The following is a 26,309-nucleotide window of genomic DNA, read 5'->3' on the forward strand; positions in this document are numbered from 1 at the left end:
GTGTTCGGACTGGCCTAAGCACTTGCGACGGGGCGTGCCTAGTGAGCGTAACCCTCCGTCACGATGATTCCGAATGAGACTTTCCGGGCAGCGGATCGTCGTTATCTACGGCGCGCGGGGAGCATCCGGCCAGCTCACGGAACTCGCGCGCGAGGTGGGCCTGGTCGGCGAAACCGGTCTCCGCGGCCACCCGCGCGGCGGGCAGACCGGCCCGAACCGCCGCCAAGGCGCGCTGAAATCGCAGAATACGGGCCAACATCTTAGGGCCGTAGCCGAAGGCGAGCAGGCTGCGGCGGTGCAGTGTTCTGGTCGACATTCCGGTGTCGGCGGCGACCCGGCCGACCGTCGATCCGGCGGTCAGGCCGTCGACCACGGCGGTGATGGCGGGATCGACAGTGCCCTGATCGGCGGCGAATCGTAATGCGATCGCCTCCATCGCCGCCACGCGGTCGGGCGCGTTGTCGAGGCGGTCGACCAGTTCGCGACTGAGCGACGGCGCGGCGATCGCGGCAAGGTCGACGCGCTGGTTCACCACCTCCACGGCCGGAATGCCGAGCAACGTCGGTGCGGTGCCCGGCGCGAATCTGATGCCGACGAACTCGCTCGAGCGGGCACCCGGGGCGAGGAAGGGGTGGCTGTCCGGGCCCGCGACCAGGAGGGTGCCCTCGGTCCAGATCAGGTCCATGCAGCCGTCGGGGAACACGGTGACCGGGCCCGCCGCACCCGTTCGCGACCACAGCACAGCCCGGTCCAGACGTGACGGGCGCTCGCGATATCCCTGCATGCCCGTGACGGTAGACCCGTGCACCGACAGGTCGTTAAGATCTGGCGGCACGAACGTTCGGCCAGGCAGAGGGGTGCCCAGTGCAACCGACAGCAGCAGTGCGGGGTGAGCGGCCGCGGGTCGTGGGGTTCCCTGGGGCCGATATCGATCTCGAACCGGATGTGTGGTCGGGGGCGGCGGTGTCGGAGGACCGGGTCAGGGCGTTGGCCGTCGGGGCGTACTACGGGCGCAGTTGGGGTGCGCAGTGCGACGGGGTGGCGTTCGCGCCCGAGGAACCGGGGAGTGCGGCGACGCGGCGGGAGACCGCGATCGAGGGCCTGCACGAGTCATGGGGGGTCGACAACGCCGAGGACGCGCACGACACCGTGCGGCGGTTGCTGGTGGGGATGCACGCGCCGCTGTTCGAACTGATTCATCCGCTGGCCGTGACCGCGGCGACGGCGACCGGGCGCGTCGATCGGTCGGGAGTCGCCGACGAGCATCGCGAATTCCTGCACACGCTCTCGGGTTTTCGCGGGTATCGCGGGCCGTCGGGGATCGATCGGGACTACGACGCGTGGTTGCAGGCGATCAAACTCGGGATCACCGACAGCCTGCCCACGCCGCTGCACACCGACGCCACGGCCTGGGATCTGGCGCGACTGGTGTTCATCGCCCGTGCCGCCCACACCGCCGGGTACCTCAGCGAGGACGAGGCGTGGGAGCACATGGCGACCGGGCTGGATCGGGCGCGTCAGCACTACCGCAACTGGCGACAGTTCGGCGACGGGTTCCTCACCGGGGCCATCTTCTGGGCGGCGACTCAGGACCTGTCGGCCGCGAAAGATCAAGTGACGCAGCGGCGCCGGATGATCGCCGGGTTACATCTGCGGCCGTCGAGTCCGTGGCGGCGGGTCGCCCTGCACGCGGGGGCGCCGGTGTTCAGCCCGGCATCGTGAGCATGATGCCCACGGCCTGACGGCGGAACGGGTCGTCCTCGACCATGCCGAGTTTGCGACGTTCGACCAGTAGTTGCCACTCCTCGAACAGGTCGGTCGAGGACGGCAGGGACTGGGTGATCGCGCCATCGACGTGCTCGATCTCGCACGCCACCCGGACGGCTTCGGTGAGGCGGGTGAAGTCGCCGGGTTCCCAGTCGAGGAAGTCCAGGTCGGTGCCCGCGCCGGAAATGCGCAGGGTCGCCACCTTTTCCATGGTGACGACCGCGCCGGTGAGGACCGCCACCGGGAATTCGTAGACCGCCCACGCGGAGACGAACAGCAGGCGCAGGGTGGTGATCGCGACCAGGCCGGGGGCGCCGAGGTGGCCGGCCTGGGCGAGTTCGAGAACGTACTCGTCGGGGCGGGCGCACTCGTGCAGGATGTCGATCTCGCGCGGGCAGTTGCTCGGCTGGCGCATGCGGTGGGCGGCGGCGGTGACATCGGGGCGTTGCGGGCCGTTCGGGCCCGGAATTAATTGCGGTGGTATGAGATTCGGTCTCGGGGGGAAGACTCGGCGCAGGCTGATCAGGTCGCGTTCGACCGCGCGGATCAAGGCTTGGGCCTGCTCGCGCAGATCGGGTTCCAGATACACCGGCACCGGATGACGGTGCGTCGGTTCACCATTGACCACGAACTGGGCCGAGCGGAAGAACAGCAGCAGCGCCATTCGGTCGTCGTCGGTGCCCGCCAACGCGATTCGGCTCAGCTCGGCCACGCCCACGTCGAGCGCGGCGTCGTTGTCGGCGCGCAGCGGCGTCGTCACCAAACGACCGTCCGCGTACCGGACCGCGACCTGTGTACCCCACACTTCGATCACCGCCACATCCCTCCTGGCTAGCCCCGCATCGGTGGATCGTACCGGCGGGCATCGGCCGCGCCGACAACCGGATTGGTTCCCCGGCGTCGAGGTGGCAGGCTGGGCCCATGCCCGATGAACAGGAAGTCTCCACCGCAGTGACCGGTGATGCGAACGAAACCCCGCAGGAGGCGACCAAGCGGCGGTTCCGCGAGGCACTCGAACGCAAGAACGGCCACGCCAGTGCGGCCGGGGCCGCCCAGAACTCCGCGAAAGTGCGTGGGACACAGGCTCAGGCCGGCGGGAAGCGGACCTTCCGGCGACGCGCGGGCGGGTAGGCGCTCACTGCAGGCGGCGGGTCTCGGCGTCGGCCTCGGTTCTGATCGCGGTCTCGAAGTCGGCGTCGCTGTCGGCTTCGCTGAACACCAGCCAGCAGCCGCGGATGCCGGCGAGTAGGTCCTCGAGCAGGTCGATCGCGGGGCGGGTGGGGTCGAGGCGGCAGATGCGGTAGCCCTCGGTCCAGTCCTCGGGGTCGTCGTCGTGTTCCTCGAATTCCTGTGCGGCGTCGAGGATTCCGTCCAGGTCGCGGACCTTGCCCGCCGAGACGGCGATAGCGTCGGCGATCAGGTCGACGACCACCTGGGTCGGGGTCTCGCCCGCGTCGAGTCGCTCCAGGACCACGGTGGGAGTTTCGACCGGCAGTGCTTCGATGTCGTCGGCCTCGGCGACCACGTCGACCGGGTCGATGCTCGCGACCTCGCCCGCCACGGTGGCGGCCGCGCGCAACCAGTGCGCGGCGGCGACCGAGGCGGCGGCGGGGTCGAGTTCGGTGAACAGGTCGACGCTGCCCAAGGGGTCGGCGCGCAACAGGGTGTCGGCGGCGTGCACCTGGACCGGGGAGATCTCGGGGCGGGTGAGTTCGACGGCCTGCCGTGCCCGACCGGCCAGATCGCCGAGTTCGGCGGCGGTGATCGCGGCCTGCTCGGTGAGCACCTCGACCACCACCCGGTCGACCAGATCCTCGTCACCGATCGCGTGCAGCACCCGGCCCACATGGTGCGCGGCATCCTCGATCGGGCTGTAGAACACGAGCATGCACCCGTCCTCATCCGGCAGATTCGGCGTGCGCACCGCATCCTCCACCTTCGCGAACCGCCCCCGCTCCTCCTGCCGCCGCCACGCCTCCCCGTTCTCCACATCGGGATCCCCCGCCGCGGTCGCCGGATGCGTATACGTCCGCCACTGCGCCCGCGCCAACCCCGCCAACGCCGCCGCCAACGCGATCCCATGATCGCGCCCCGCCGTCGGCAACACCGCGACCGTCTCAGCAACATCGCCCCGCCCGGTCCCCCACGTGACAACCAGCGAACCCGCGCTCGGATGATATGCGTACCGCGTCATCGCTCAGTTGTACGTGGTGGGAGGAGGGTGCGGTCGACCAGGGTGCGGCGGGTCGCTTCCCGTCGAGCCCACCACGGCCGGATCGGGCAAGATGACTGTGTAGGCGCTGTCGATAGCACTGCGTGACAGGGGGCTCGTTGAATCTCTACGCATCCCCTATTTCGACAGCGTCGGCCGACCTTACAAGGAACGACTCGAGACAGCGAACGTCCAGGTGCGGCTCGTGTGTGAGTATCCCGGGACCAAAGACGCCGCCGCGCTCGTGGTCGCCGCCGCACGGCAAGTGGCCGCCGCCCGCGCCGACTACAGCGCTGATGAGATCGATGGCGCGCTCTTCGACCGATTGTGGTTGGCGCAGTACGACTTCCTCACTGCCGCACGCAGAGAGGTCGGGCTGAAACCCCTCCCGTACGAAGGCCGTCGCAGCCCTGTCCAACCGGCTTCCAGCGGCTGAGGGCCTCCGCTCAGAGGTCGCGGTGTACGTCGAGCCGCCGGCCGACTTTCACCACCAGGATCACCAGGACGTCGTCTTGCACCTGGTAGACGACTCGGGACCGGCCTACTCGCAAGCGGTAGGCGTCAACGCCGACCAGTTTTCGGATGGCGAGGTTCTCGGTGTAGGGGTCGTCGCCGAGGGTGGTGAGGGCGGTGAGGATGCGCATCGCGTCACGTTGTTCGAGGTCACGCAGTTCGCGGCGGGCCGATTCGTGGAATCGGAACTCGTACTTCACCTACGCGCCTCGAAGATGTCGGCGAGTACCTCGGCCATGCCGACGGTCGCGCTGCCGTCGGCCAACCGGGCGGCGGCCTCCCGCGCCAGCAGGGTGTCCTCGGCCTCGTCGACGGCTTCCACCACGGACAGCGGCACCAGCGCGGCGGCCGGGGTGCCGTCACGAAGGATGATCACTTGCTCGCCGGCTTCAGCAGCGTCGAGATACTTCGCCAGGTTGGCACGCAGTTCCCGGGTACTGATCTCGTCCATATCGCCAATGTACACCCCATGGTGTACACACCTCGGCGGAGCGTGAAAAAGCCCCTCACCTGGGGGTCAGGTGAGGGGCTCTGGGTGGAGCTGCCGGGAATCGAACCCGGGTCCTCCGTCGTGCCATCAGGGCTTCTCCGTGTGCAGTTCGCTATGTCTCTGCTTGGATCTCCGGGTCTCGCGAACAAGCTCGGATGACGATCCCAGTCACTGTTGGATGTTCCATCCGACCCCGCGACCGGGCCGGACAGTGAGTCTCCCTAGCTGATGCCAGGATCCGGGTCGAGAGACGAACCCGGTCTGACAGAGACGACCTGGCTACTTAGGCAGCGAGGGCGTACTCGCGCTGATTGGAATCGGCGCTTAATTGGTTGCAGCGACGCTTACGGTGGTCTCTTGCCTGCACCGACACGCTTCCCCTGAATCAACGTACGCAGTCGAAACCGTTCAGCCCCGTACGTCCCGCACCGTGCGGGCTAGTCATATTAACACCCGGGCGGCGTCGGATCATCCCGTTATTTCCGGACGGTTCCAGGGACGGGTGCGGTGATCTTGTGGCGAATCACGGTGGACCGAGTCGGCGAAACGGGGTAGGAGGGCCGGTCGTGGCGGGTATTGTTCCCGATCGGCCGCTCGGAAACCGTGAAATGTCCTGGGCGACTGGAGCAAGGAGCTACCTCATGGCATACAGCAGTCGACGTGGACTGCGTCGGTTGGCGACGATCTCGGCGGTCGCGAGCCTCGTGCTGGCCGCGGCCTGCTCGTCGGACGAGTCGGCCGCCGGTCCCGGCGTGAGCTCGCAGCCCTGCCCGGACTCGACCGAGAAGGAACGCGGCTGCATCTATCTGGGGGTGCTCTCGGACCTGGCCGACGGGCCGTTCAGCCCGCTCGGCGCGTCGATGAACGACGGTCAGCTCGCGTTCTGGCGGGAGGTGAACGCCAGGGGCGGCATCGGCGGCTACGACATCGACATCAGCACCTACGCCCGCAACACCGCCTACGATCCGCGCACGCACCGCAGTGCCTACGAGGAGATCGCGCCGCACGTGCTGGCGTTGTCGATGAGTTTCGGGACCGCGCAGACCGTCGCGATGCTCAACCGGATGGACGCCGACGACATGGTCAGCACCGCCGCGACCCAGTGGTCGGGCTGGAACTATCGCAGCGCCGACCGCAATCTGGTGCTCAGCGCGGGCTATTCCTACTGCACCGAGGCGGTCACCGGGCTCGACTGGTTCGCCGAGAATCACTACCGGCCCCGCGATATCGCGATCGTGGCCTATCGCGGCAACTACGGCGGCGACTATGCCACCGGCGCGTCGAAGTGGGCGCTGGCCAACGACGCGATCATCGTCGATCGCATCGACACCGGGCCCAATACCGAGGTCGGCGATCAGGACGGGCCGGTCGAGGAGGTCCTGGCGGCGTCGCCGGATCTGGTGTTGCTGGCGACCGGCCCGGCCGAGACCGCCGAGATCGTGGGCAAGCTGGTGGCGGCGGGTTTCACCGGGCGGTTCCTCGGCTCGGTGCCGACCTGGAACCAGGCGCTGCTGCGCAGTCCCGCCGCCCCGGCGCTGGCCGCGCGCTACAACTACACGACCCCGGTCGACAGCTGGTTCGGCGACAGTGCGGGCGCCAAGCACGCGCGCGCGGCGGCCACCGGCGAGCCGACCAACTTCGGGTACTCGCTCGGGTGGGCGATCAGCTATCCGCTCCAGGCGCTGCTCACCACGGCCGCGGCCAACGGCGAGCTCACGCGTGCGGGGTTGCGCCGCAGTGTCGGGGCGATGGAACCCGACGGGGAGGGCATGGTCGTGATCCATCCGGCCGGTGCGGCGGGGCCGGAACCGGAGAAGGAGTGGTTGTCGGTGTACGAGCCGGACCAGTCCGAGCCGATGGGCGCCAGAGCGGTCGGGGTCGGGTATCGGGGTGCCACGCTGGGGCGGTTGGGGCTGCACGAACCCTGCACCCGGTTGTAGTCAGTTCGCGGCGATCATGCCGACGGCGACCAGGGCCAACACCATGCCCGCCTTCTGGGCGTTGCTGATCCGTTCGCCGAGCAGGACCATCGCCAGCAGCACGGTCGCGGCCGGATAGAGCGAACCGATCACGCTGACCACCGACAGCATCGCGCCGTGGAAGGCGTAGAGCAGGGCGGCGTTGGCGATCACGTCGAGCACGCCGATCGCCAGGGCCAGCCGCAGCGGTTCGCCGTGCAGGCCGCGGAATTCGCCCGCGACCAGCGCTGATGTCCACACGACGGCGGTGGCGGCGCCGCGCTGGGCCAGTAGCGGCCACAGGCCCGCGCTCGGCGCGGTCTCGTGCAGGAAGTAGAACGCGAAACCGAAGGCGGCGCCGGAACCGACCGTGAGCAGGGCGACGCGGCGGGTGAACCGCAACGGTCGACCGCCGGTGATCTCCTCGGTGGTCTCGTCGGGGGCTTCGCGGCTGACCAGGACCACCGCCACCAGGGCGAGCGCGATGCCGGCGATCGCGATCGGGCCGGGGCGTTCGCCGAGGAAGAACCCGGCGATCACCGGGATGCCCGCGACGAGCACCGCGGTCACCGGCGACACCACCGACATGGGTCCGTCGGCCAGTGCGGCATAGAACCACCACACCGCCAGGCCGCTGGCCACCCCGGCGGCCAGCCCCCACAGCATCGACGCGGTGTCGGCGTGCCCACCGACCAGCGGCGCGATCAGCAGCACCAGAAGCACCGAGAACGGGTAGGACACCACGACCACGCGCAGGGCGGTGACCCGGCGCGCGGCGATCCCGCCGAAGAAGTCGCTGACCCCGTAGCCCGCCGCCGCCACGAGGGCGAGCACGACGGGGATCAACGCATGCCTTTGACCCGCCGACCGATCTCGCGGGTGACCTCGCGCTCGGCCTGACGGCGAGCCAGGTCCTGGCGCTTGTCGTAATCCTGCTTGCCCTTGGCCAGGGCCAACTCCACCTTCACCTTGCCGTCGGAGAAGTACATCGACAGCGGCACCAGGGTCTGATTGCCCTCGCGCGACTTGCCGACCAGGTGCTCGATCTCGCGCTTGTGCAGCAGCAGCTTGCGGGTGCGGCGCGGGGCATGGTTGGTCCAGGTGCCGTGACTGAACTCCGGGATGTGCAGGCCGCGCAACCAGACCTCACCGTTGTCGACGGTCGCGAAGGCGTCGACCAGCGAGGCCTTGCCTTCGCGCAGGCTCTTCACCTCGGTGCCGACCAGCGCGATCCCGGCCTCATAGGTGTCGAGGATCGTGTAGTTGTGCCGGGCCTTGCGGTTGGTCGCGATGACCTTCCGGCCTTTCTCCTTCATGACGCAACTGTAAGTGACGGCGCGAGCGGTTTAATCCATGCCTGACTCAGACGCGAGCGGCCTGCCGGGCCAGCGCGCGGTCGCGTTGCTCCTCGAACCGAGCCGCCTTGACCTCGAGGTCGAGGATGTAGGCGTGCAGCTGGTCGCGGGCGATCTCGCCCTCGGGGCCGAAGTCGGTGCGCTCGAAGATCCGCCAGGTGCGCAGGGTGGGACGCAGCACGACGTCGAGGTGTTGGCGCAGGTCGTAGACGCCGTGCTTGGCGAGCAGGACCGCGTTGCGGCGGAAGTTGGGCTGGTTGAGGCCGGGCATCTGGAAACGCAGGATCACGTCGGTGATGGCCTGCATGGCGGCGTCGGGGGTGAGGTCCAGGGCCGCGGCGCACAGTTTGCGGTAGAAGATCATGTGCAGGTTCTCGTCGGCGGCGATGCGGGCCAGCATGCGATCGGCGACCGGGTCGTTGCACAGGGCGCCGGTGTTGCGGTGGCTGATGCGGGTCGCGAGCTCCTGCAGGGTGACGTAGGCGACGCCCTTGAGGAACTGCGAACCCTTCTCCGGCTTGGCGATGCCCGCGGTCATGTGGGTCATCCTGGCCTCCTCGAGGGCGACCGGGTCGACCGCGCGGGTCACCACCAGGTAGTCGCGCAACACGATGCCGTGGCGGTTCTCCTCGGCGGTCCACCGGCCGACCCAGGTGCCCCACGCGTTGTCGAAGCCGAAGGTGTCGGCGAGTTCGCGGTGGTAGGAGGGCAGATTGTCCTCGGTGAGCAGGTTGGTGATCATCGCCGCCTTGGCGACCTCGCTGAGCCGGGACTGCTCGGGATCCCAGTCCTGGCCGCCCATCGCCGCGAAATTGCGGCCCTCGTCCCACGGCACGTAATCGTGCGGGTGCCAGGTCTTGGCCTTGGCCAGGTGGTCGTTGAGGTTGGCTTCGGCGGTCGACTCGAGCTCGGCGAGGATGGTGCTGTCGGACATGGTGCGCGTCATGGGTCGACGCTAGGAGCGCGGTGTCGACGGCTCCGTTCGGTTGCCGGGTTTCGTCGACTAGTCATGACGTCGGCGCGCGGTGTCGATGATCGGTCACAGCGGGCGCGGACCGAAACTGTCGATCCGCAGCGGGATCGCCGACCACTGGGCGCGGTCGGGGGTCAGATCGCCGACGACCTGCACGCCCGCGTCGGCGAACGCCCTTCTGGCCCGGTCGATATGGTCCTCGGAGGTGACGAGCACGACCGAGCCCAAGCCCCGGTCGGACAGGATCGCGGCGGTGTTGCGGGCGTTGGCGACGGTCGACTCGGCCTGCGATTCGCGCACGATCCGGGCCGGGTCGACGCCCGCGGTCACCAACCAGTCGGCCATCGCGTCGGCCTCGGACAGGCCGGCCTGCGGGTTGCCGCCGGTGACGATGATCGGCGACCACGGGGCGAACGCCGACTGGGCCAAGCCCGCCTGGAGGCGGCGGACGAGTTCGTCGCGCATGGTGCCCTCGGGGGTGAGGCCGTAGCCGAGGACGACGACGGCGGTGTCGGGGCCGTACACGCCGGGCAGGTCGGGGTGGACCAGGACGCTGGTGATGTCGAGGCCGGGCGGGGCGGGGAGTTCGGCGGCGGCCGGTATGGGCACGGCACTCAATCCGGTCGCCGCGATCGCCGCGCACACCGCCCGCCTACCCCACGTCCACCGCACCATTGCCGTCGCCTCCTCGCGCTCGGGGCGATCTGGGTGATCGGTCCCGCTCGGCAACGGTGCGCCGTGATTCGTCGGCCGGCAGCGCTATGACCTGCGGCTACGACTATTCACATCCGTCGGTGAGCCGGGACTGGTGCGCGGCATCGCAAAAATTCCGGTGGGTGAGGGGTTCAGCTGCCAGGGGTGAAGACGAGGTAGAGGATCAGGGCGGCGGTGAAGATCGCGATGAGGGCGAGGGTGGACCAGCGGGGGCGGCCGCGGTGGACGACTCCGTGGCGGGTGCCGAGCAGGTGCGGGGCGACGGCCGGGTCGACATGGCGGTGCGGGGCGGGCGGGCCAGGGGCGTCGCCGCCTGCGGTGGGGCCGTTCGACGAGTCGTCCGAACCTTCATCGTTCGACATGATTCGACAGTAACCCTGTCACGTCGGATTCGTCGCGGGTTCCGGCTCGGCGCGCGGTGATCGGCAGTCCTCGTGCGGGGGTGCACTTCTCGACCGAGCCAGTCAGCATGCCTCGGCCGGACGATGACCCGCGGTCCCTCCGGGCCGGCTCGTTCTCGGCTGAGGTCGTCAGCATCTGCGCGGTGACCTGCGGTCCCCACGGGGCGGCTCATTCCTCGGCGAGGGTCGTCAGCACCCCCTCGCCGTAGCGGGCCAACTTGTTCTCGCCGACGCCGGCGACCGTGCCGAGGGCGGCGAGGTCGGCGGGTTTGCGGGCGGCGATCTCGCGCAGGGTGGCGTCGTGGAAGACGACGTAGGCGGGTACGCCCTGTTCCTTGGCGGTGGCCGCGCGCCAGGCTCGTAGGCGTTCGAACAGGCCGAGGTCGGCGGCGGGCAGGTCGACGGCGGGTTTGGCCGCGCGGGAGGTGCGGGCGGGGCGGGCGGCGCGTTCGGGTTCGCGGCGCATCGGCACCTTGCGGCCTTCGAACAGGACCTCGTTGCTCGCGTCGGTGAGGGCCAGGACGCCGTATTCGCCCTGGACCGCGAGCAGGCCGCCGGCCAGCAGTTGGCGGACCACGCCGCGCCATTCGGTATCGCGCAGGTCGGTGCCGATGCCGAAGACCGAGAGTTCGTTGTGGCGGTGCTGGGTGATCTTGGGGCTGGACTTGCCGAGCAGGATGTCGACCAGGTGGCCGGCGCCGAAGGCTTGGCCGCGTTCGCGTTTGAGCCGCAGCACCGTGGACAGCAGCTTCTGCGCGGGGACCGTACCGTCCCAGGTCTCGGGCGGGTTCAGGCACACATCGCAGTTGCCGCAGGTCTGGCCGGTCTGGCCGAAGTACTCGAGCAGCCGGGCCCGACGACAGCTGACCGTCTCGCACAGGGCGAGCATGGCGTCCAGGTGCAGTTGCAACTGCCTGCGGTGGGCGGCGTCGCCCTCGCTGGAATCGATCATCTTGCGTTGCTGCACAACATCATTGAGGCCGTAGACCATCCAGGCGGTCGAGGGCAGACCGTCGCGGCCCGCACGGCCGGTCTCCTGGTAGTAGCCCTCCACCGATTTGGGCAGGTCGAGGTGGGCGACGAACCGCACGTCGGGTTTGTCGATGCCCATGCCAAAGGCGATGGTGGCCACCACGATCAGGCCCTCCTCGCGCAGGAACCGGGACTGGTTCTCCGCGCGGGTACGGAAGTCCAAGCCCGCGTGATAGGGCACCGCGCGAATGCCGTTCTCGTTGAGCATGGCCGCGGTCTTCTCCACCGAATTGCGCGACAGGCAGTAGACGATGCCCGCGTCGCCGGGGTGCTCGGCGCGGATGAAGTCGAGCAGTTGGCGGTCGGCGCGGTTCTTGGATTCGATCCGGTACTGGATATTGGGCCGGTCGAAGCTGGAGATGAACTGTTTCGCGGCGCGCAGATCGAGCCGCTCGACGATCTCGGCGGCGGTCTTCTCGGTGGCGGTGGCGGTGAGCGCGATGCGCGGGACATCGGGCCAGCGCTCGTGGACCAGCGAGAGCGCGAGGTAGTCGGGGCGGAAGTCGTGGCCCCACTGGGAGACGCAGTGCGCCTCGTCGATGGCGAACAGGGCGACCTTGCCGCGGTCGAGCAGGCGCAGCGTGGCTTCGAGCCGTAGGCGTTCCGGCGCCAGGTACAGCAGGTCCAGTTCGCCGGCCACGAACTGGGCCTCCACGGTGCGCCGCTGATCCGGCGACTGGGTGGAGTTGAGGAAGCCGGCGCGCACGCCGAGGGCACTGAGCGCGTCGACCTGGTCCTGCATGAGCGCGATCAGCGGCGAGACGACCACGCCGACACCCTCGCGGACCAGGGCGGGGACCTGGTAGCACAGCGACTTGCCGCCGCCGGTGGGCATCAGGACCAGCGCGTCGCCACCGTTGACGACCTGGTCGACGATGGCCGCCTGGTCGCCGCGGAAGCTGTCGTAGCCGAAGACCCGACGCAGGATCTCGTCGGCGGTCTCGGCACGCGCGGGAGCCGCGACCCGGCCCGGGGTGGCGGGGGCTAGATCGTCGAAGTGGAAGTCGCCGTGGTCGGCGAAGTCGTGCTCGGAGACGTACCCGTCGTCGGACGGGTACGCGTCGTCAGGCGGGAAGTCCTCGTGGGGGAAGTCTTCGACATCGGTGGCGCCGGAATTGCTCACCGGGCCATCCTACGAGCGAGCGCCGGGCCCGCATCCGGTCACCGGAGCGCGACGGCGGCCGATGCGGAAGTTGTCCACATGTGGATAACTTTTTCTACGCCCGCAACCGGGCCAGGATCTCGTCGTGGAGCAGGCCGTTCGTCGCCACGGCATCGCCACCGTGCGGCCCGGAACGCCCGTCCAGGGAGGTGAACGTGCCACCCGCCTCGCGGACCAGGATGTCGAGGGCGGCCAGGTCCCACAGCGAGACCTCCGGCTCGGCGGCGATATCCACCGCACCCTCGGCGACCAGGCAGTAGTTGAAGAAATCGCCGTAGCCGCGCAGCCGCCACACGTCGTCGGTGAGGTCGATGAGCTGGTCGCGCAGGCCGCGCTCGTGCCAGCCCGAGAGACTCGAGATGGCCAGGCTCGCGGCGTCGAGGTCGGCGACCGCGGACACCGAGATCGGCCGGGGCGCGCCCGGGTGGACCTGCGCCCACGCGCCCGACCCGGCGGCGGCCCACCAGCGCCGCCCCAGCGCCGGCGCGCTCACCACACCCACCACCGGGACGCCGTCCTCGAGCAGGGCGATCAGGCTCGCCCACACCGGCACCCCGCGCACGAAGTTCTTGGTGCCGTCGATCGGGTCGACCACCCACTGCCGACCCCGGAACTCCGCGTCGCCGCCGAACTCCTCCCCCAGCACCGCGTCCCCGGGCCGCTGTTCGGCCAGCACCCGCCGGATCACCTGCTCGACCGCCAGATCGGCGTCGGAGACCGGGGTCAGGTCGGGCTTGGAGTCGACCTTCAGATCGACCGCGCCGAACCGCACGCTCGAGATCGCGTCGGCCTCGTCGGCCAGTCGCAGGGCGAGGTCCAGGTCAGCGGAGTAGGTAGCCACGCGGAGAGTGTATTTGGGGAGCCCGCGCCCTCGCGGTCGCGGCCCGCCGACCTCGCGGTCAGGCCACCACCGGGGCTGTCTTCGCCGCGACCAGAGCGCTTGTCCACCAGTGCAACTGGTCGAGCAGCGCCGTCGCGGCCGCCGCGGGCTCCTCGGGGTCGCGCAGGCGGCCGTCCTCGTCGAAGAGCAGGTAGTACCGCGGGAACGAGACGTAGTCGCGCACGGTGTGGGCGTTGAGTTCGGTGAAGACCTGGCGCAGGTGTTCGATGGCGAGCAGCCCGCCCGAGGCCCCGCTGTAGCCGACGAAGCCGATGGCCTTGGTCTCCCACTGGGTGTAGTGCCAGTCGATCGCGGCCTTGAGCGCGGACGGGTAGCTGCGGTTGTAGTCGGGCGTGACGATGACGAAGGCGTCCGCGGCGGCCAGGCGGGCGCTGAGGTCGCGCATGCCCGCCGGGCGGACAGGGTCGGGTTCGAACATGGGCGAGGTGGCGGGCAGGGCGTGGGGTAGGTCGGCGTCGGCGAGGTCGATGAGGTCGACCTCGAAGCGGTCGTCGACCTGATCGGCGAACCAGTTCGCGACCACGGGACCGAAGCGGCCCTCGCGGACACTGCCGATGATGATCGCGAGCGTGATGGTGGACACGGTGTCTCCTCTGCGTCGGACCGGCCGAAACAACCGGTAGACCGAATCTCGCCGATCGCGACCGTGCCAGGGAGACCACGCGCAGAGTGGTAGTGCCACGGCCACTCTCCGCGCCGCCGCGCTCGGTACCGTCGATGAGGTGAGCGACAACGAACTCGGACTGTTCCTGCGGACCCGCCGCGAGTCGATCACGCCCGCCCAGGTTGGGTTGCCCGCAGGCCAGCGCAGGCGCACGCCGGGACTGCGCCGCGCCGAGGTCGCGATGCTGGCCGGGGTGAGTGTGGAGTATCTGATCCGGCTCGAGCAGGGGCGCGATCGACATCCCTCGCCGCAGGTATTGGGGGCGCTGGCGGAGACGTTGCGGTTGACGCCGCGCGAGCGGGTGCATCTGCATCAGCTCAGCAAGGGCACGGATGGGTTCAGTTGTGGGGCGGCCGAGCAGGGGCCCAGTCGCCGTGTGCGGCCGACGATTCTGGCGGTGCTCGACCAGCTCGAGCCCGCGCCGGCCGCGATCTCCAATCGGCTCACCGAGGTTCTCGCGTGCACGGACGGATATCGCAAGGTGATGGGGCCCGCCGGGCTGTTCGAGCAGGGCGAGCCCGCCAACATCGCGCGGTTCGTGTTCACCCATCCCGGTGCCCGTGAGCTGTATGCCGACTGGGATGCCGCCGCCGACAAGGTGGTCGCCGCGCTCAAGCAGGGGCCGTTTCGCGCGGATCCGATGGTGGCGGCGCTGGTCGATGAGCTCACCGTCACCGCGGGCGGCGCGTTCACCGACCGGCTCGCGACGCTGCCGGGATTGCCGCCCTCGGGCGGGGTGGATCGGCTGAATCATGCCGAGGCGGGTGTGTTGCGGCTGGCCTACGAATCGCTGGAGCTGTCCATCGATGACGACCAGTCGCTGTCGGTGCTGCTCCCGGCCGACGAGGCCAGCGCGCGGGCGCTGGACCGGCTGGTGGGGCGTCGGCCGGGTGGACTGCGCGCCATCGCGAGCTGACGCATGTTTCGCGGTGTCGGTGGGGACCGGTAGCCTAGGACATCGTGCATCCTGACGTTATCGCCGACCTCGCCGAACTCGACACCACGCTCAAGACGGTCGAGTCGGTCCTCGATGTCGAGGAGCTCCGCCGTCGCATCGACGAACTCGAGCACCAGGCCGCCGATCCGGAGCTGTGGAACAACCAGGAACACGCCCAGCAGGTGACCAGCGAGCTCTCGCACGCGCAGAGTGAACTGCGCCGCGTGGAGGACCTGCGCCAGCGGCTCGAGGACCTGCCGGTGCTCTACGAGCTGGCCGAGGCCGAAGAGGACGCGGCCGCCGCCGAGGCCACCGCCGACGCCGACGCCGAGCGCGCCGCACTGCGCGTCGACGTGGAGGCGATGGAGGTGCGCACGCTGCTCTCGGGCGAGTACGACAAGCGTGACGCGCTGGTCAACATCCGTTCCGGCGCCGGTGGCGTGGACGCCGCCGACTGGGCGATGATGCTGATGCGCATGTACATCCGCTGGGCCGAGCGGCACAAGTTCCCCGTCGAGGTCTACGACACCTCCTACGCCGAGGAGGCCGGGCTCAAGAGCGCCACCTTCGCGGTCAAGGCGCCCTACGCCTACGGCACGCTGTCGGTGGAGATGGGCACGCACCGCCTGGTGCGGATCAGCCCGTTCGACAACCAGGGCCGCCGCCAGACCTCCTTCGCCGAGGTCGAGGTGCTGCCCGTGGTGGAGACCACCGACCACATCGAGATCCCCGAGGGCGAGATCCGGGTCGACGTGTACCGCTCCTCCGGCCCCGGCGGCCAGTCGGTCAACACCACCGACTCCGCGGTGCGCCTGACCCACATTCCCACCGGCATCGTCGTGACCTGCCAGAACGAGAAGTCGCAGCTGCAGAACAAGATCTCGGCCATGCGCGTGCTGCAGGCCAAGCTGCTCGAGCGCAAGCGCCAGGAGGAGCGCGCCCAGATGGACGCGCTCAAGACCAACGAGGGCGCCTCGTGGGGCAACCAGATGCGCTCCTACGTGCTGCACCCGTACCAGATGGTCAAGGACCTGCGCACCAACCACGAGGTCAACAACCCCGGCGCGGTGCTCGACGGCGATATCGACGGGTTCATCGAATCCGGGATCCGCTGGCGGATGCGCGACCAGGCCGACGCGTAGCCGGAGATTCGCCCGCCGACCGAGCGTTCCCGCAGGTTTGACCGCACGCCGTGACCGACCTGTAACCTTTCTGGTGTGTGTTCGACCGAACCGAAACTGTGCCTGTGCGGGTCCTTGGAGGAGACGCGATGACCGAGGTCCTCGCGGCCAACAGCGGATCCGACATCGCCGCCTGGATGCGTTCCAGCGGTCTCGAGATCGTGCTGTTGATCGTCGGCGCGATGCTGTTCGGCCGCTTCGCCGCGTTCGTCCGCGACCGGGTGACCACCAAGATCGACTCGGGCTTCCAGACCAGTGACGCGCTGGTCCGCACCGAGGCGGCCAAGCATCGCCACGCCCTGGCCCAGGTGGTCACCTGGGTGGTGCTGACCATCGTCTACGTGCTGGTCGGCATGGAAGTGCTACGGCGGCTGGGGTTCTCGGTGACGGGCCTGGTGGCGCCCGCCGCGGTGCTCGGCGCGGCGCTCGGTTTCGGCGCCCAGCGCATCGTGCAGGACATCCTGGCCGGGTTCTTCCTGATCACCGAGCGCCAGTACGGCTTCGGTGACGTGGTGCAGATCTCGGTCACCGGCTCCTCGGAACCGGCCGAGGGCACCGTCGAGGACGTGACCCTGCGCATCACCACGCTGCGCAACTCCGACGGCGAGGTGATCACGGTGCCCAACGGGCAGATCGTGAAGGTCACCAACCTGTCCAAGGACTGGGCGCGCGCCGCGATCGACGTGCCGGTCTCGGCGCAGGCCGACATCACCAAGATCAACGAGATCCTGCACGAGGTGTGCCAGAAGGCCTATCAGGATCCGCGTCTGGAACCGCTGCTGCTCGACGAGCCGTCGGTGATGGGCGTGGAGGATCTCTCGCTCGACGAGATGAACATCAGGATGGTTGCCCGCACATTGCCGGGCAAACAATTCGAAGTGGGCCGCGACCTGCGCGTGCGCGTCGCCGCGGCCCTGCGCAAGGAGGGAATCAGTGAAACCACGTAAGTCCACAGCGATCCTGATGGCGGCGTGGCTGTCGACGTTCGTGCTGTACGTGTTCGTCAAGCCGGTCGACAAGACCGATGACGGCCCGTCGTTCCTCAACGCCGTCCCGAGCTGGGTCGATGGCGATCCCGAACGCTGATCCGCGCGTCGCTTCCCGGGGTGCGGCGGCCCGCGCTGGCTACACTGGCTCCCCGTGATCACCCTCCGCAACGTCAGCAAGTCGTATCCGACCTCGACGCGACCGGCGCTGGACAACGTTTCCGTCGATGTGGACAAGGGCGAGTTCGTCTTCATCATCGGCCCGTCCGGTTCGGGTAAGTCGACTTTCATGCGGCTGCTGCTCAAGGAGGAGGCGCCGACCTCCGGGGAGATCCGGGTGGCGGACTTCCGCGTCGACCGATTGCCGGGGCGCAAGGTGCCGAAGTTGCGGCAGCGAATCGGGTGCGTGTTCCAGGATTTTCGGCTGTTGCAGCAGAAGACGGTGGAGCAGAATGTGGCGTTCGCGCTCGAGGTGATCGGCAAGCGCCGTCAGTTCATCGAGCGCACGGTGCCCGAGGTGCTCGACATGGTCGGGCTCGGCGGGAAGGGGCAGCGCTTGCCCTCGGAGTTGTCCGGTGGTGAGCAGCAGCGGGTGGCGATCGCGCGCGCGTTCGTGAACCGGCCGCTGGTCCTGCTCGCCGACGAGCCGACCGGCAACCTCGATCCCGACACCAGCGCCGACATCATGGCCCTGCTCGAGCGGATCAATCGGGTCGGCACCACGGTGTTGATGGCCACGCACGACAATCACATCGTCGACGCCATGCGAAGGCGGGTGGTGGAACTCGACCACGGCAGACTCGTGCGCGACGAGGCGACCGGCGTCTACGGGGTGGGTCGATAATGCGACTGAGCTTCCTGTTCACCGAGGTCGTCGACGGCCTGCGCCGCAATCTCACGATGACCATCGCGATGATCCTGACCACCGCGGTGTCGCTGATGATGCTCGGCGGCGGTCTGCTGTCGGTGCGCATGGCCGACAAGACCGAGAACTTCTTCATCGGCCGCCTCGAAGTGCGCTTCTACCTCGACGACGCGGTGTCGGAGACCGATATCGACTGCGCCGCCGACCCGTGCAAGGCGCTGCTGGCCGACATGAAATCGACCCCCGGGGTCGAGAGCGTGCAGTTCCTCAACCGGGCCGCCGCGCTCGAGGAGGCCAGGGAACTCTTCGCCGATCAGCCCGAGATGTTGCAGTACATCACCGATTCGCCGCTGCCCGCCTCGCTGCGGGTGAAGATGACCGACGGCGATCAGTATCAGCACATCTACGAGAGTTTCGCGACCAGACCCGGTGTGCGGATCGTGGCCAATGACAAGGAGATCGTCGACCGCCTGACGAGCCTGTTCGACGGTCTACGCAATGCCGCCTTCGGCCTGGCCCTGGTGATGGCGCTGGCGGCGATGCTGTTGGTGCTCAACATGGTTCAGATCGCCGCGTTCACCCGCCGCACCGAGGTCGGCATCATGCGCCTGGTGGGCGCGACCCGCTGGTATACCCAGCTCCCGTTCCTCCTCGAAGCCGTCGCGGCCGCGTTCGTCGGCTCGGCCCTGGCGGTCCTGGGCCTGGTCATCGCCCGCCCGCTCGTCATCGACCGGGCGCTGGGCCCCCTGTTCGACAGCAACGTCTTCCCCCGCATCACCGGCGACGACATCGCCGTCGTCGCCCTCACGATCGCCCCCGTCGGCATAGTCTTCGCCGCCGTCACCGCGTACCTGACGCTGCGCTTCTACGTCCGCGAGTGACCTGGGCAGTTGATCACCACGCTCTGGTGACGTTCGTACCGGCGAATCGATACCTGAGAGCGTGGTGATCAACCGTCCAATGGGTCAGCCGAGGGTGCGGAGGGTGGGCCAGAGTTGGGACCAGGGGCGGCGGGGGTGGTGGCAGAGGGTGAGGGGGGCGCCCTGTTCGTCGTTGTCGATGTTCAGGGCGTTGTCGAGGGTGCCTGTGGGTTCCACTCCGGTGCAGAGGTCGGTCAGGCGGGCGGGGTCTATGCCGACGACGAGGACTTCGGTGGCGGTGTCGGGGGGTGGGCCCCACCACCAGTAGGCGTTGTGGCCGGAATGGGGTGTGGGGAGGCCGTATTCGGCGCCGTAGCGTTCGATCGCGCCCGCTTCGCCGTAGTTCGCGGTGAGGATCGCGGCGCCGGGTGGGTAGGCGGCGGCGATCTGGGCGACGTAGCGGGGCCAGCCGATGGTTTCGCCGGCGTCGTAGTTCACGGCCAGGGTCGGTGAGTCGGGGATCGCTTCGACCGGGAGGACCGGCAGGAACAGCACGGCGGACAGGGCGGCGTTCACCGCGACGACGGAACCCACTGCCGCCCACCGTGTTCGGCTCTCGCGCAGCCACGCGGTCAGTCCCACCACGCCGGCGGCGAGCAGTACCGGGTACATCCCGCCGAGGTAGTACGCCTTGCCGCCGGTGAGCAGGAACACGACGCACAGCAGCGCGTAGGCGACCGGGAAGGCGCGGTAGGTCCGCCACAGTCGCCACAGGCCGTAGATCCACAGCGGGGCCAGCAGCGGGCCGAACAGGCCGAACTGCAAGAGCACGAACATGATCGGCGAATCCGAGGTGCCCGAGGAACCGGCCGCGATCGCGCGACTCAGCGCCCACTGGGGCCACCCGTTGCTCGCCTGCCACCACAGGTACGGGGCCACCAGCAGGGCCGCGATGCCGACGGCGGCCGCGAAGTACCTGGTGGCGAACAGCTTTCGCTGACCGGTGCTCACCAAACCCACGGCGAGCGCGCAGACCGGCACGATCAGCAGGACCTTGTTCTGGAGGCCGAGACCGACCACCAGCCCGATCGCCGACCACCAGCGCACGTCTCCGGTGCGCAGCATTCTCAGCACCAGCAGGCAGATCAGCGACCACGCCGCCAGGTCGAACACGGTGGTCCCGAACAGGTGTCCGGCGCCCTGGACCAGCGCCGCGCTCGCCACCGTCGCGGCGGCCAGCGCCTTGGCGCCGCGCCCGCCGCCGAGTTCTCCGGCGATCCACCCGGCGCACAGCACCACGACCGTGGCCGCCACGACCGCGGGCAGGCGCAGCAGCGGCAACGAATCGGGATCGATCCACGACAGCACGCGGGCGATCGCGGGGGTGAGCGGGGGCTGATCGGGGTAACCCCAGTCCAGTCGGCGACCCGCTGTGAGGAAGTACAGCTCATCGCGGTGATAGCCGTATCGGGCCGAGGTGGCCAGCAGAATGAGGGCGAAGGCCGAGGCGACGACGAACACGTCTCCAGCCTGACACGCTCGCGACGAATTCGTCGTTCGCCATTGCGCTTCTTACTCCGGAGTAAGATAGTCTTACCGAAGAGTAAGATAGCTGGGGTCGCAACCGCCCCGACAGCCGAGGAAATCAGGTGATGATGAGCACTCGAGACAGCGCGACGAAGCGACGTCCGAACGACACGTCCGCGGTCGGTCTCAGCCAGCCCAAGCGGGACTGGATGGGCGCCGCCATGCGCACTTTGACCACCATTACCGGGTCGGAGCTCGCCGAGAAGTACAACCTGCGCAAGCCGATCGAGCGCGTCACCTACGAGGGCACCAAGACCGGTTTCCGCACCCTCGGTGCGGCCACCCGCGCCTTCGCCAAGGTCGCGGGCGGCGGTCAGCCCAAGCGGCTGGCCGACAACGAGTCCAAGACCAAGGACTACTTCGACCTCACCCCCTCCGACGAGCAGCAGATGATCGTCGAGACGGTGCGCGATTTCGCCGCCGAGATCCTGCGCCCCGCCGCCTACGACGCCGACAACGCCGCCAAGGCCCCGCGCGACCTGCTCGAGCGCGCCGCCGAACTCGGCATCACCTTGATCAACGTCCCCGAGGAGTTGGAGGGCGCGGCCGCCGAGCGCGGCGCGGTCACCAATTCGCTGGTGGCCGAAGCACTCTCGCACGGCGATATGGGTCTGGCGCTGCCGATCCTGGCGCCCAGCGGTGTCGCGGTCGCGCTGTCGCAGTGGGGCACCGACGCCCAGCAGCAGACCTACCTGCCCGCCTTCACCGGTGAAGCCGTACCGCAGGCCTCGGTGGTCATCAACGAGCCGCGCGCGCTGTTCGACCCGTTCGCGCTGCAGACCAAGGCCGTTCGCTCCCCCAGCGGCTACCGGCTCAACGGTGTGAAGAGCCTGGTCCCGGCCGCCGCCGACGCCGAATTGTTCATCGTGGCAGCCGAACTCGACGGGCGCCCCGCGCTGTTCATCGTCGAGTCCGACACCGCCGGGCTGTCCGTGGAGGCCGACCCGAGCATGGGTCTGCGCGCCGCGGGCCTTGGCCGCCTGATCCTGGACAACGTGGCCGTCGGCACCGACGCCATCCTCGGCGACAGCGACGCCAAGACCCGCGCCGCCGAATACGGCGACGCCGTGCAACTCGCACGCTTGGGCTGGGCTTCGCTGGCCATCGGCACCGGTCAGGCCGTGCTCGACTACGTGATCCCGTACGTGAACGAGCGCGAGGCCTTCGGCGAGCCGATCTCGCATCGCCAGGCGGTGGCGTTCATGGTCGCCAACATGGCGATCGAACTCGACGGCCTGCGCCTGGTGACCCTGCGTGGCGCCTCGCGCGCCGAACAGGGCCTCTCGTTCGCCCGCGAGGCGGCGCTGGCGCGCAAGCTGGCCACCGACAAGGGCATGCAGATCGGCCTCGACGGCGTGCAGCTGCTCGGCGGCCACGGCTTCACCAAGGAACACCCGGTCGAGCGGTGGTACCGCGACCTGCGTTCGGTCGGTGTCGCCGAAGGCATCGTGCTCGTGTAATCGGCGCGCTGGTGCGCGCGGGCTCGCGGCCCCGACGGGCCTCGATTCTTCCCTCCTCCGCTCAGTCGCTTCGCCGCATCGCTCCGTCAGTCCGGAATCGAGGCGGGCCGCGAACCGGCTTTCTCTCCTAGGAGACCCTTACATGATCAATCTCGAACTCCCCAAGAAGCTGAAGGCGAGCGCCAACCAGGCCCATCAGGTCGCCTCGCAGATCTTCCGTCCCGTCTCGCGCAAGTACGACCTGGCCGAGCACGCCTACCCGGTCGAGCTCGACACGATGGCGGCCATGATCGAAGGGCTCGCCGATTCCGGCACCCAGAAGATCGGTGGCGCGGCCGGTGGTCGTAACGACGAGAACGCCGCGCTGTCCGGTAATGCCAACGGCGGCAACATGTCCGCGCTGCTCAACTCGCTCGAGACCTCGTGGGGCGATGTCGGCCTGATGCTGACCATCCCCTACCAGGGCCTGGGCAACGCCGCGATCGCCGCGGTGGCGACCGACGAGCAGCTGGCCCGGTTCGGCAAGGTGTGGGCCGCGATGGCCATCACCGAGCCGTCCTTCGGTTCCGACTCGGCCGCGGTGACCACCACCGCCACCCTCGACGGTGACGAGTGGGTGCTCAACGGCGAGAAGATCTTCGTCACCGCCGGCGAGCGCGCCACCCACATCGTGGTGTGGGCCTCGGTGGACAAGAGCCTGGGTCGTGCCGCGATCAAGTCCTTCGTCGTCCCGCGTGACGCTCCGGGTCTGTCGGTGGCGCGGCTCGAGCACAAGCTCGGCATCAAGGCCTCCGACACCGCGGTGCTGCTGCTGCAGGACTGCCGCATCCCGGCCGACAACATCCTCGGTTCGCCGGAAGTCAACGTGGAGAAGGGTTTCGCGGGGGTCATGCAGACCTTCGACAACACCCGTCCGCTGGTGGCGGCCATGGCCGTCGGCGTCACCCGCGCCGCGCTCGAGGAGCTGCGCGCCGTCCTCACCGAGGCCGGGATCGAGATCTCCTACGACACCCCCGCGATGAACCAGTCGGCCGCGGCCGCGGAGTTCCTGCGCATGGAGGCCGACTACGAGGCGGCCTACCTGCTGTCGCTGCGCGCCGCGTGGATGGCCGACAACAAGAAGCCGAACTCGCTCGAGGCCTCGATGTCGAAGGCCAAGGCGGGCCGCACCGGCACCGACGTCACCCTCAAGGCCGTGGAGCTGGCCGGTTCGATCGGCTACTCCCAGCGCACCCTGCTCGAGAAGTGGGCCCGCGACTCGAAGATCCTCGACATCTTCGAGGGCACCCAGCAGATCCAGCAGCTGATCGTGGCTCGCCGCGTGCTCGGCAAGACCAGCGCCGAGCTCAAGTGAGCTGATCGTCGGGCGTGCACCGGTGTGAGTCCTCGTGGCTCGCACCGGTTTCGTCGTTTCTGGGGCCGACGCTCAGAGGCGGGTTCGGTCGTCGGCCTCGCGTTGGCGGGCCAGGCGGTCGGGGTTCACGTCGAACAGGGCGCGGTCCCAGTCGGCCAGTTCGGCGGCGGCCTCGTAGGTGGCGCGCAGGAAGTGCGCGACGGTGGCGTCGGGATCCGCCGAGGCGGTGACCACCTCGTAGGGGAGGATGAATTCGCCCAGGGTGGCGTCCCAGTGCGCGCCGTCGGGACCGGCCGGACGGTCGGCGTAACCCTCGGGTTGGGGGTAGGAGTAGGCGTAGAAGGCGCCTTCGCCCGCGCCGCCGGGCCAGAAACCGCCGCTGGCGCATTCGCGGTTGTACGCCTCGAGATTGACCCATGTCGGACAGTGCGGGGCGCCGCCGGGATGCGGCGGGGCGGCGCGACCGGAGAACAGGGTGCAGGCCATGTCGAGCCCGCCCCACCAGACCTGCACGGGGCTGCCCTTGCCCGCGAAGCCGGCGCGCCACCGGTTCAGCACCCGGTCAGCCTGGATGAGCTGGCCCCAGAACGCGCGGACCGCGTCGGCGTCGTAGGCGTGGTGGGTGGTGTCGTGGGCGAACGGGATCGGATCGGCGATCTCGTTGGGCGCGGCGTGGATGTCAACGTAGATCTCGAGGCCGACCAGCGCGCTGCCGAGTTCGGCGTAGAACTCCGCGATCGACCGGGGTCGCAGGGCCACCGCGGCGCGTCCGCCCGCACTGGTTCGCAGCACCAATTCCGAAGCGAGGAAATCGAATTCGGCGTCGAAGGCGACGCCGTCGGCCGACATCGTGTTGGTGCGCAGGCCGCGGGCGCTCACCTCGAAGGCCACATTCCACCACTGGTTCACCAGCGGCGTGCACGCCATCTGCACCTTGCCCACGATCTGGGTCATCAGGTGCAGGGTGTCGCGGGTGTCGGTCCAGGAATCGACGAGCAGCGGCGGCCAGTTGGCGCCCGCCGGGGTCAGGCGATGGGTCATGGCGAATCCTCACTCTCGCGGGTGGGTCTCGTGACGACTCATCGTAGCCCCGTACGCACTGGTCACCGGGCAGGCCCGAATCCGCACCCGGGGTTGTGTGAGACTTGCGGTCTCATATAACGTGGGAGCTGCGTCACACCGAAGGAGACACCACTGATGCTGTCGACAGTCAAGCCAACGGCCACCGATCCCGAGTACCACGAGATCCTGCGCGGCCTGTCCGAGGGTTCGGTCAATCGACACTTCGACCCCTACGTCGACATCGACTGGAACTCCCCGGAATTCGCGGTGCACAGCGACGATCCGCGCTGGATCATGCCCGCCGAGGACCCGCTGGGCCGCCACCCCTGGTACCGGGCCCAGCCGGTCGAGAAGCAGATCGCCATCGGCATGTGGCGCCAGGCCGGCATCGCCAAGGTGGGCCTGGACTTCGAACAGCTGCTGATCCGCGGACTGATGCAGTACCTGATCGCGGTGCCCAACGGCGACCCCGAATTCCGCTACATCACCCACGAGGCTGCCGAAGAGTGCAACCACACGATGATGTTCCAGGAGATGATCAACCGCATCGGCTACCTCGATGTGATCGGGATGGGCACCATCGATCGCAAGCTCACCATGATCATCTGGCCCGCGGTGAAATACTTCCCCGAACTGTTCTTCACCATGATCCTCGGCGGCGAGGAACCGATCGATCACCTGCAGAAGTCGCTACTGCGCGGCGGGGTCGACCTGCATCCGATGGTGCACCGCGTCATGCAGATCCACGTGGCCGAGGAAGCCCGCCATATCTCCTTCGCCCACGAATATCTGCGCCGCAATGTGCCCGGCATGAATGTGGTCACCAAATCGGTGCTGTCGGTACTCTTTCCGATCGCCATGCGGGTGATGCTCGACATGATCATGACCCCGCCCAAGGAATTCGTCGAGAAATTCGACATCCCGGCCGAGGTGATGCGCGAGGCGTACTGGGGCGGCGAGGAATCGCAGACCGCGATGCGCAATATCTTCGGCGACGTGCGCGCGCTGGCCACCAACAGTGGTCTGATGAACCCGGTCGCCAAGCTGGCCTGGCGGCTGCTCGGCATCGACGGGCCGGTCACCCGCTACCGCAGCGAACCGGCCAGAAAAGCCGCCTGAACGGGGCCCACCCGCTGTACACCGCGATGTACAGTGGGACATGGCCGATTACGACAGTGTGCCGCTGACCGAGTTACGCGGTCAGCTGGGGAGTGTGTTCGACGGGGTGTCCGCCAGCGGGCGCCCGGTGATCGTGACGCGGGAGGGTAAGGAGTTGGTCGCGGTGGTACCGGCAGAGGTGTTGCGCCACGGGGCCTTGCCCCCCGCGTATTTCAATGACGACCTGCGCGAACAGATCCTGGGCGGCCTCGACGCCAGGATCACCCAGCATCGGGCCGAGGACATCGCCGATGCCGAAGCCAAACTGAGCAAGCTGATGGGCGCGCTGGACAGCCGCCCGTGAGCGTTGCCGACCACACCGCGCTCACCTCGCTGGCTCGCTCGCCGCTGTTCGGGCAGGTGATCATGCGCCAATTCACCCAGCAGCGCCGCATTCTGGTGGTGCCCACGGTGAGTTTGATGGCCGCGATGCGCGCGGTGGACAATATCGACGAACTCGGCCGCCTGCTCGACAATCGCGTCGCGGTGCGCTGGGCCGAACTCGACGCGCCCACCGCCATCCGTATCGGCACCACCGTGCCGATGGTCGACGACCACCTCGATTGGCCGCTCATCGCGCCGGTGGTCTTCACCGCGCAAAATCTGGACATGCCGATTCTCACGGCCAAACCCGAGTTGTATCGGGGCTACAAAGTCGAGATCGCGAACATGCCATAGGGGTCGTGACCGGAATCATATTCGAGTCCGTTACGGTGC

30 protein-coding genes and 1 other RNA gene are annotated in these 26,309 nt (G+C 68.7%); 15 read left to right on the forward strand and 16 right to left on the reverse strand.

The features are described from left to right. Positions 1-58: 58 nt before the first annotated feature. On the reverse strand, positions 59-784 hold the full coding sequence (locus ACFP3H_RS08770; RefSeq protein WP_378602224.1) for an AraC family transcriptional regulator: 726 nt from the start codon (positions 782-784) through the stop codon (positions 59-61). A 122-nt stretch (positions 785-906) separates the two neighbouring features. Here ACFP3H_RS08770 and ACFP3H_RS08775 point away from each other — a divergent pair, with 122 nt between their 5' ends. Further along, positions 907-1,722, forward strand: coding sequence for a DUF1266 domain-containing protein (locus tag ACFP3H_RS08775; protein ID WP_378602227.1), 816 nt, complete (start codon positions 907-909; stop codon positions 1,720-1,722). Here ACFP3H_RS08775 and ACFP3H_RS08780 read toward each other — a convergent pair. Further along, the gene (locus ACFP3H_RS08780; protein WP_378602230.1) at positions 1,706-2,527 is read right to left on the reverse strand and encodes a hypothetical protein; all 822 of its coding nucleotides are present in this window, start codon (positions 2,525-2,527) and stop codon (positions 1,706-1,708) included. The genes ACFP3H_RS08775 and ACFP3H_RS08780 overlap by 17 nt on opposite strands. 161 nt (positions 2,528-2,688) lie before the next feature. Here ACFP3H_RS08780 and ACFP3H_RS08785 point away from each other — a divergent pair, with 161 nt between their 5' ends. Next, entirely contained in the window at positions 2,689-2,898 is a 210-nt protein-coding gene (locus tag ACFP3H_RS08785; RefSeq protein ID WP_378602233.1) for a DUF5302 domain-containing protein, read from the forward strand. Between the two features lie 4 nt (positions 2,899-2,902). On the opposite strand, the gene ACFP3H_RS08790 is transcribed toward ACFP3H_RS08785, so the two are convergent. After that, a complete protein-coding gene (locus ACFP3H_RS08790; protein ID WP_378602236.1) occupies positions 2,903-3,961 on the reverse strand; it encodes a hypothetical protein in 1,059 nt (352 codons plus the stop codon). A 223-nt stretch (positions 3,962-4,184) separates the two neighbouring features. On the opposite strand from ACFP3H_RS08790, the gene ACFP3H_RS08795 reads away from it, so the two are divergent. Next, complete coding sequence (locus ACFP3H_RS08795; protein ID WP_378602239.1) at positions 4,185-4,415, forward strand: hypothetical protein; 231 nt, start codon at positions 4,185-4,187, stop codon at positions 4,413-4,415. Between the two features lie 10 nt (positions 4,416-4,425). Here ACFP3H_RS08795 and ACFP3H_RS08800 read toward each other — a convergent pair whose 3' ends face one another. The 3 genes from ACFP3H_RS08800 to ssrA all read right to left on the reverse strand — a co-directional run bounded on the left by ACFP3H_RS08800 (position 4,426) and on the right by ssrA (position 5,398). Continuing rightward, complete coding sequence (locus ACFP3H_RS08800; RefSeq protein ID WP_378602242.1) at positions 4,426-4,692, reverse strand: type II toxin-antitoxin system RelE family toxin; 267 nt, start codon at positions 4,690-4,692, stop codon at positions 4,426-4,428. Then, complete coding sequence (locus tag ACFP3H_RS08805; RefSeq protein ID WP_378602244.1) at positions 4,689-4,943, reverse strand: type II toxin-antitoxin system Phd/YefM family antitoxin; 255 nt, start codon at positions 4,941-4,943, stop codon at positions 4,689-4,691. Before ACFP3H_RS08805 ends, ACFP3H_RS08800 begins: the two co-directional genes overlap by 4 nt. An 82-nt stretch (positions 4,944-5,025) precedes the next feature. Continuing rightward, positions 5,026-5,398: a transfer-messenger RNA gene (gene ssrA, locus ACFP3H_RS08810) on the reverse strand. A 225-nt stretch (positions 5,399-5,623) separates the two neighbouring features. On the opposite strand from ssrA, the gene ACFP3H_RS08815 reads away from it, so the two are divergent. After that, a complete protein-coding gene (locus ACFP3H_RS08815) occupies positions 5,624-6,922 on the forward strand; it encodes an ABC transporter substrate-binding protein (RefSeq protein WP_378602247.1) in 1,299 nt (432 codons plus the stop codon). On the opposite strand, the gene ACFP3H_RS08820 is transcribed toward ACFP3H_RS08815, so the two are convergent. The 8 genes from ACFP3H_RS08820 to ACFP3H_RS08855 form a co-directional block, all read right to left on the reverse strand. Next, on the reverse strand, positions 6,923-7,774 hold the full coding sequence (locus ACFP3H_RS08820; RefSeq protein ID WP_378602250.1) for a DMT family transporter: 852 nt from the start codon (positions 7,772-7,774) through the stop codon (positions 6,923-6,925). It lies immediately after the preceding gene. Positions 7,775-7,782: 8 nt separating this feature from the next. Then, positions 7,783-8,256 carry an SsrA-binding protein SmpB gene (smpB, locus tag ACFP3H_RS08825; RefSeq protein ID WP_357395681.1) on the reverse strand — a complete coding sequence of 158 codons (474 nt, stop codon included), beginning with the start codon at positions 8,254-8,256 and terminating at the stop codon, positions 7,783-7,785. A 46-nt stretch (positions 8,257-8,302) separates the two neighbouring features. Beyond that, on the reverse strand, positions 8,303-9,241 hold the full coding sequence (locus ACFP3H_RS08830) for an acyl-ACP desaturase (RefSeq protein WP_378602254.1): 939 nt from the start codon (positions 9,239-9,241) through the stop codon (positions 8,303-8,305). 93 nt (positions 9,242-9,334) lie between these two features. Further along, positions 9,335-9,943: a YdcF family protein gene (locus ACFP3H_RS08835; protein ID WP_378602257.1), complete on the reverse strand. Its 609-nt coding sequence runs from the start codon at positions 9,941-9,943 to the stop codon at positions 9,335-9,337. A 170-nt stretch (positions 9,944-10,113) separates the two neighbouring features. Further along, positions 10,114-10,344, reverse strand: a complete 231-nt coding sequence (locus ACFP3H_RS08840) for a hypothetical protein (protein WP_378602260.1) — start codon at positions 10,342-10,344, stop codon at positions 10,114-10,116. Positions 10,345-10,552: 208 nt separating this feature from the next. Continuing rightward, positions 10,553-12,538 (reverse strand): DNA helicase RecQ, encoded by a 1,986-nt coding sequence (recQ, locus tag ACFP3H_RS08845; protein WP_378602263.1) that lies wholly within the window; start codon positions 12,536-12,538, stop codon positions 10,553-10,555. Between the two features lie 94 nt (positions 12,539-12,632). Continuing rightward, the gene (gene hisN / locus ACFP3H_RS08850) at positions 12,633-13,418 is read right to left on the reverse strand and encodes a histidinol-phosphatase (RefSeq protein WP_378602266.1); all 786 of its coding nucleotides are present in this window, start codon (positions 13,416-13,418) and stop codon (positions 12,633-12,635) included. Positions 13,419-13,476: 58 nt separating this feature from the next. Further along, the gene (locus tag ACFP3H_RS08855; RefSeq protein WP_378602269.1) at positions 13,477-14,061 is read right to left on the reverse strand and encodes an NADPH-dependent FMN reductase; all 585 of its coding nucleotides are present in this window, start codon (positions 14,059-14,061) and stop codon (positions 13,477-13,479) included. 139 nt (positions 14,062-14,200) lie between these two features. Between ACFP3H_RS08855 and ACFP3H_RS08860 the strand changes: the two genes are divergently transcribed. From ACFP3H_RS08860 to ftsX, 6 genes are all read left to right on the forward strand, one after another. Continuing rightward, on the forward strand, positions 14,201-15,058 hold the full coding sequence (locus ACFP3H_RS08860; RefSeq protein ID WP_378602272.1) for a helix-turn-helix transcriptional regulator: 858 nt from the start codon (positions 14,201-14,203) through the stop codon (positions 15,056-15,058). Between the two features lie 44 nt (positions 15,059-15,102). Then, entirely contained in the window at positions 15,103-16,221 is a 1,119-nt protein-coding gene (prfB, locus tag ACFP3H_RS08865) for a peptide chain release factor 2 (protein ID WP_378602275.1), read from the forward strand. Between the two features lie 128 nt (positions 16,222-16,349). Continuing rightward, entirely contained in the window at positions 16,350-17,207 is an 858-nt protein-coding gene (locus ACFP3H_RS08870) for a mechanosensitive ion channel family protein (RefSeq protein WP_378602278.1), read from the forward strand. Then, positions 17,194-17,346 (forward strand): hypothetical protein, encoded by a 153-nt coding sequence (locus tag ACFP3H_RS08875; RefSeq protein WP_378602281.1) that lies wholly within the window; start codon positions 17,194-17,196, stop codon positions 17,344-17,346. The genes ACFP3H_RS08870 and ACFP3H_RS08875 overlap by 14 nt, the downstream gene beginning before the upstream one ends. A gap of 54 nt (positions 17,347-17,400) precedes the next feature. Further along, positions 17,401-18,090, forward strand: coding sequence for a cell division ATP-binding protein FtsE (gene ftsE / locus ACFP3H_RS08880; RefSeq protein WP_378602284.1), 690 nt, complete (start codon positions 17,401-17,403; stop codon positions 18,088-18,090). After that, positions 18,090-18,992 (forward strand): permease-like cell division protein FtsX, encoded by a 903-nt coding sequence (gene ftsX / locus ACFP3H_RS08885; RefSeq protein WP_378602287.1) that lies wholly within the window; start codon positions 18,090-18,092, stop codon positions 18,990-18,992. The genes ftsE and ftsX overlap by 1 nt, the downstream gene beginning before the upstream one ends. An 84-nt stretch (positions 18,993-19,076) precedes the next feature. On the opposite strand, the gene ACFP3H_RS08890 is transcribed toward ftsX, so the two are convergent. Then, on the reverse strand, positions 19,077-20,492 hold the full coding sequence (locus ACFP3H_RS08890; protein WP_378602290.1) for a glycosyltransferase family 39 protein: 1,416 nt from the start codon (positions 20,490-20,492) through the stop codon (positions 19,077-19,079). 131 nt (positions 20,493-20,623) lie between these two features. On the opposite strand from ACFP3H_RS08890, the gene ACFP3H_RS08895 reads away from it, so the two are divergent. Next, complete coding sequence (locus tag ACFP3H_RS08895) at positions 20,624-22,018, forward strand: acyl-CoA dehydrogenase family protein (RefSeq protein WP_378602293.1); 1,395 nt, start codon at positions 20,624-20,626, stop codon at positions 22,016-22,018. Between the two features lie 142 nt (positions 22,019-22,160). Next, positions 22,161-23,372 (forward strand): acyl-CoA dehydrogenase family protein, encoded by a 1,212-nt coding sequence (locus ACFP3H_RS08900; protein ID WP_378602296.1) that lies wholly within the window; start codon positions 22,161-22,163, stop codon positions 23,370-23,372. A gap of 72 nt (positions 23,373-23,444) precedes the next feature. Here ACFP3H_RS08900 and ACFP3H_RS08905 read toward each other — a convergent pair whose 3' ends face one another. Beyond that, on the reverse strand, positions 23,445-24,413 hold the full coding sequence (locus ACFP3H_RS08905) for a DUF5996 family protein (RefSeq protein WP_378602299.1): 969 nt from the start codon (positions 24,411-24,413) through the stop codon (positions 23,445-23,447). Between the two features lie 156 nt (positions 24,414-24,569). Between ACFP3H_RS08905 and ACFP3H_RS08910 the strand changes: the two genes are divergently transcribed. Genes ACFP3H_RS08910 through ACFP3H_RS08920 form a run of 3 tightly spaced genes read left to right on the forward strand, consistent with a single transcriptional unit; the run spans position 24,570 to position 26,270 of the window. Continuing rightward, on the forward strand, positions 24,570-25,553 hold the full coding sequence (locus ACFP3H_RS08910; protein WP_378602302.1) for an AurF N-oxygenase family protein: 984 nt from the start codon (positions 24,570-24,572) through the stop codon (positions 25,551-25,553). A gap of 40 nt (positions 25,554-25,593) precedes the next feature. Continuing rightward, a complete protein-coding gene (locus ACFP3H_RS08915) occupies positions 25,594-25,896 on the forward strand; it encodes a type II toxin-antitoxin system Phd/YefM family antitoxin (protein ID WP_378602305.1) in 303 nt (100 codons plus the stop codon). Further along, entirely contained in the window at positions 25,893-26,270 is a 378-nt protein-coding gene (locus ACFP3H_RS08920; RefSeq protein WP_378602308.1) for a PIN domain-containing protein, read from the forward strand. The genes ACFP3H_RS08915 and ACFP3H_RS08920 overlap by 4 nt, the downstream gene beginning before the upstream one ends. The last annotated feature ends 39 nt before the right edge of the window (positions 26,271-26,309 follow it).

This window comes from Nocardia lasii (assembly GCF_042658545.1).
GTDB lineage: Bacteria > Actinomycetota > Actinomycetes > Mycobacteriales > Mycobacteriaceae > Nocardia > Nocardia lasii.

Bases quoted from the DNA above. Each gene is read 5' to 3' on its own strand.
- ACFP3H_RS08840 (WP_378602260.1), bottom strand. From the start codon at position 10,344: ATGTCGAACGATGAAGGTTCGGACGACTCGTCGAACGGCCCCACCGCA.
- ACFP3H_RS08805 (WP_378602244.1), bottom strand. From the start codon at position 4,943: ATGGACGAGATCAGTACCCGGGAACTGCGTGCCAACCTGGCGAAGTAT.
- ACFP3H_RS08790 (WP_378602236.1), bottom strand. From the start codon at position 3,961: ATGACGCGGTACGCATATCATCCGAGCGCGGGTTCGCTGGTTGTCACG.
- ACFP3H_RS08900 (WP_378602296.1), top strand. From the start codon at position 22,161: ATGATCAATCTCGAACTCCCCAAGAAGCTGAAGGCGAGCGCCAACCAG.
- ACFP3H_RS08830 (WP_378602254.1), bottom strand. From the start codon at position 9,241: ATGACGCGCACCATGTCCGACAGCACCATCCTCGCCGAGCTCGAGTCG.
- ACFP3H_RS08835 (WP_378602257.1), bottom strand. From the start codon at position 9,943: ATGGTGCGGTGGACGTGGGGTAGGCGGGCGGTGTGCGCGGCGATCGCG.
- ACFP3H_RS08915 (WP_378602305.1), top strand. From the start codon at position 25,594: ATGGCCGATTACGACAGTGTGCCGCTGACCGAGTTACGCGGTCAGCTG.
- ACFP3H_RS08895 (WP_378602293.1), top strand. From the start codon at position 20,624: ATGATGAGCACTCGAGACAGCGCGACGAAGCGACGTCCGAACGACACG.
- ACFP3H_RS08870 (WP_378602278.1), top strand. From the start codon at position 16,350: ATGACCGAGGTCCTCGCGGCCAACAGCGGATCCGACATCGCCGCCTGG.
- smpB (WP_357395681.1), bottom strand. From the start codon at position 8,256: ATGAAGGAGAAAGGCCGGAAGGTCATCGCGACCAACCGCAAGGCCCGG.
- ACFP3H_RS08815 (WP_378602247.1), top strand. From the start codon at position 5,624: ATGGCATACAGCAGTCGACGTGGACTGCGTCGGTTGGCGACGATCTCG.
- ACFP3H_RS08910 (WP_378602302.1), top strand. From the start codon at position 24,570: ATGCTGTCGACAGTCAAGCCAACGGCCACCGATCCCGAGTACCACGAG.
- ACFP3H_RS08770 (WP_378602224.1), bottom strand. From the start codon at position 784: ATGCAGGGATATCGCGAGCGCCCGTCACGTCTGGACCGGGCTGTGCTG.
- ACFP3H_RS08905 (WP_378602299.1), bottom strand. From the start codon at position 24,413: ATGACCCATCGCCTGACCCCGGCGGGCGCCAACTGGCCGCCGCTGCTC.
- ACFP3H_RS08785 (WP_378602233.1), top strand. From the start codon at position 2,689: ATGCCCGATGAACAGGAAGTCTCCACCGCAGTGACCGGTGATGCGAAC.
- ftsX (WP_378602287.1), top strand. From the start codon at position 18,090: ATGCGACTGAGCTTCCTGTTCACCGAGGTCGTCGACGGCCTGCGCCGC.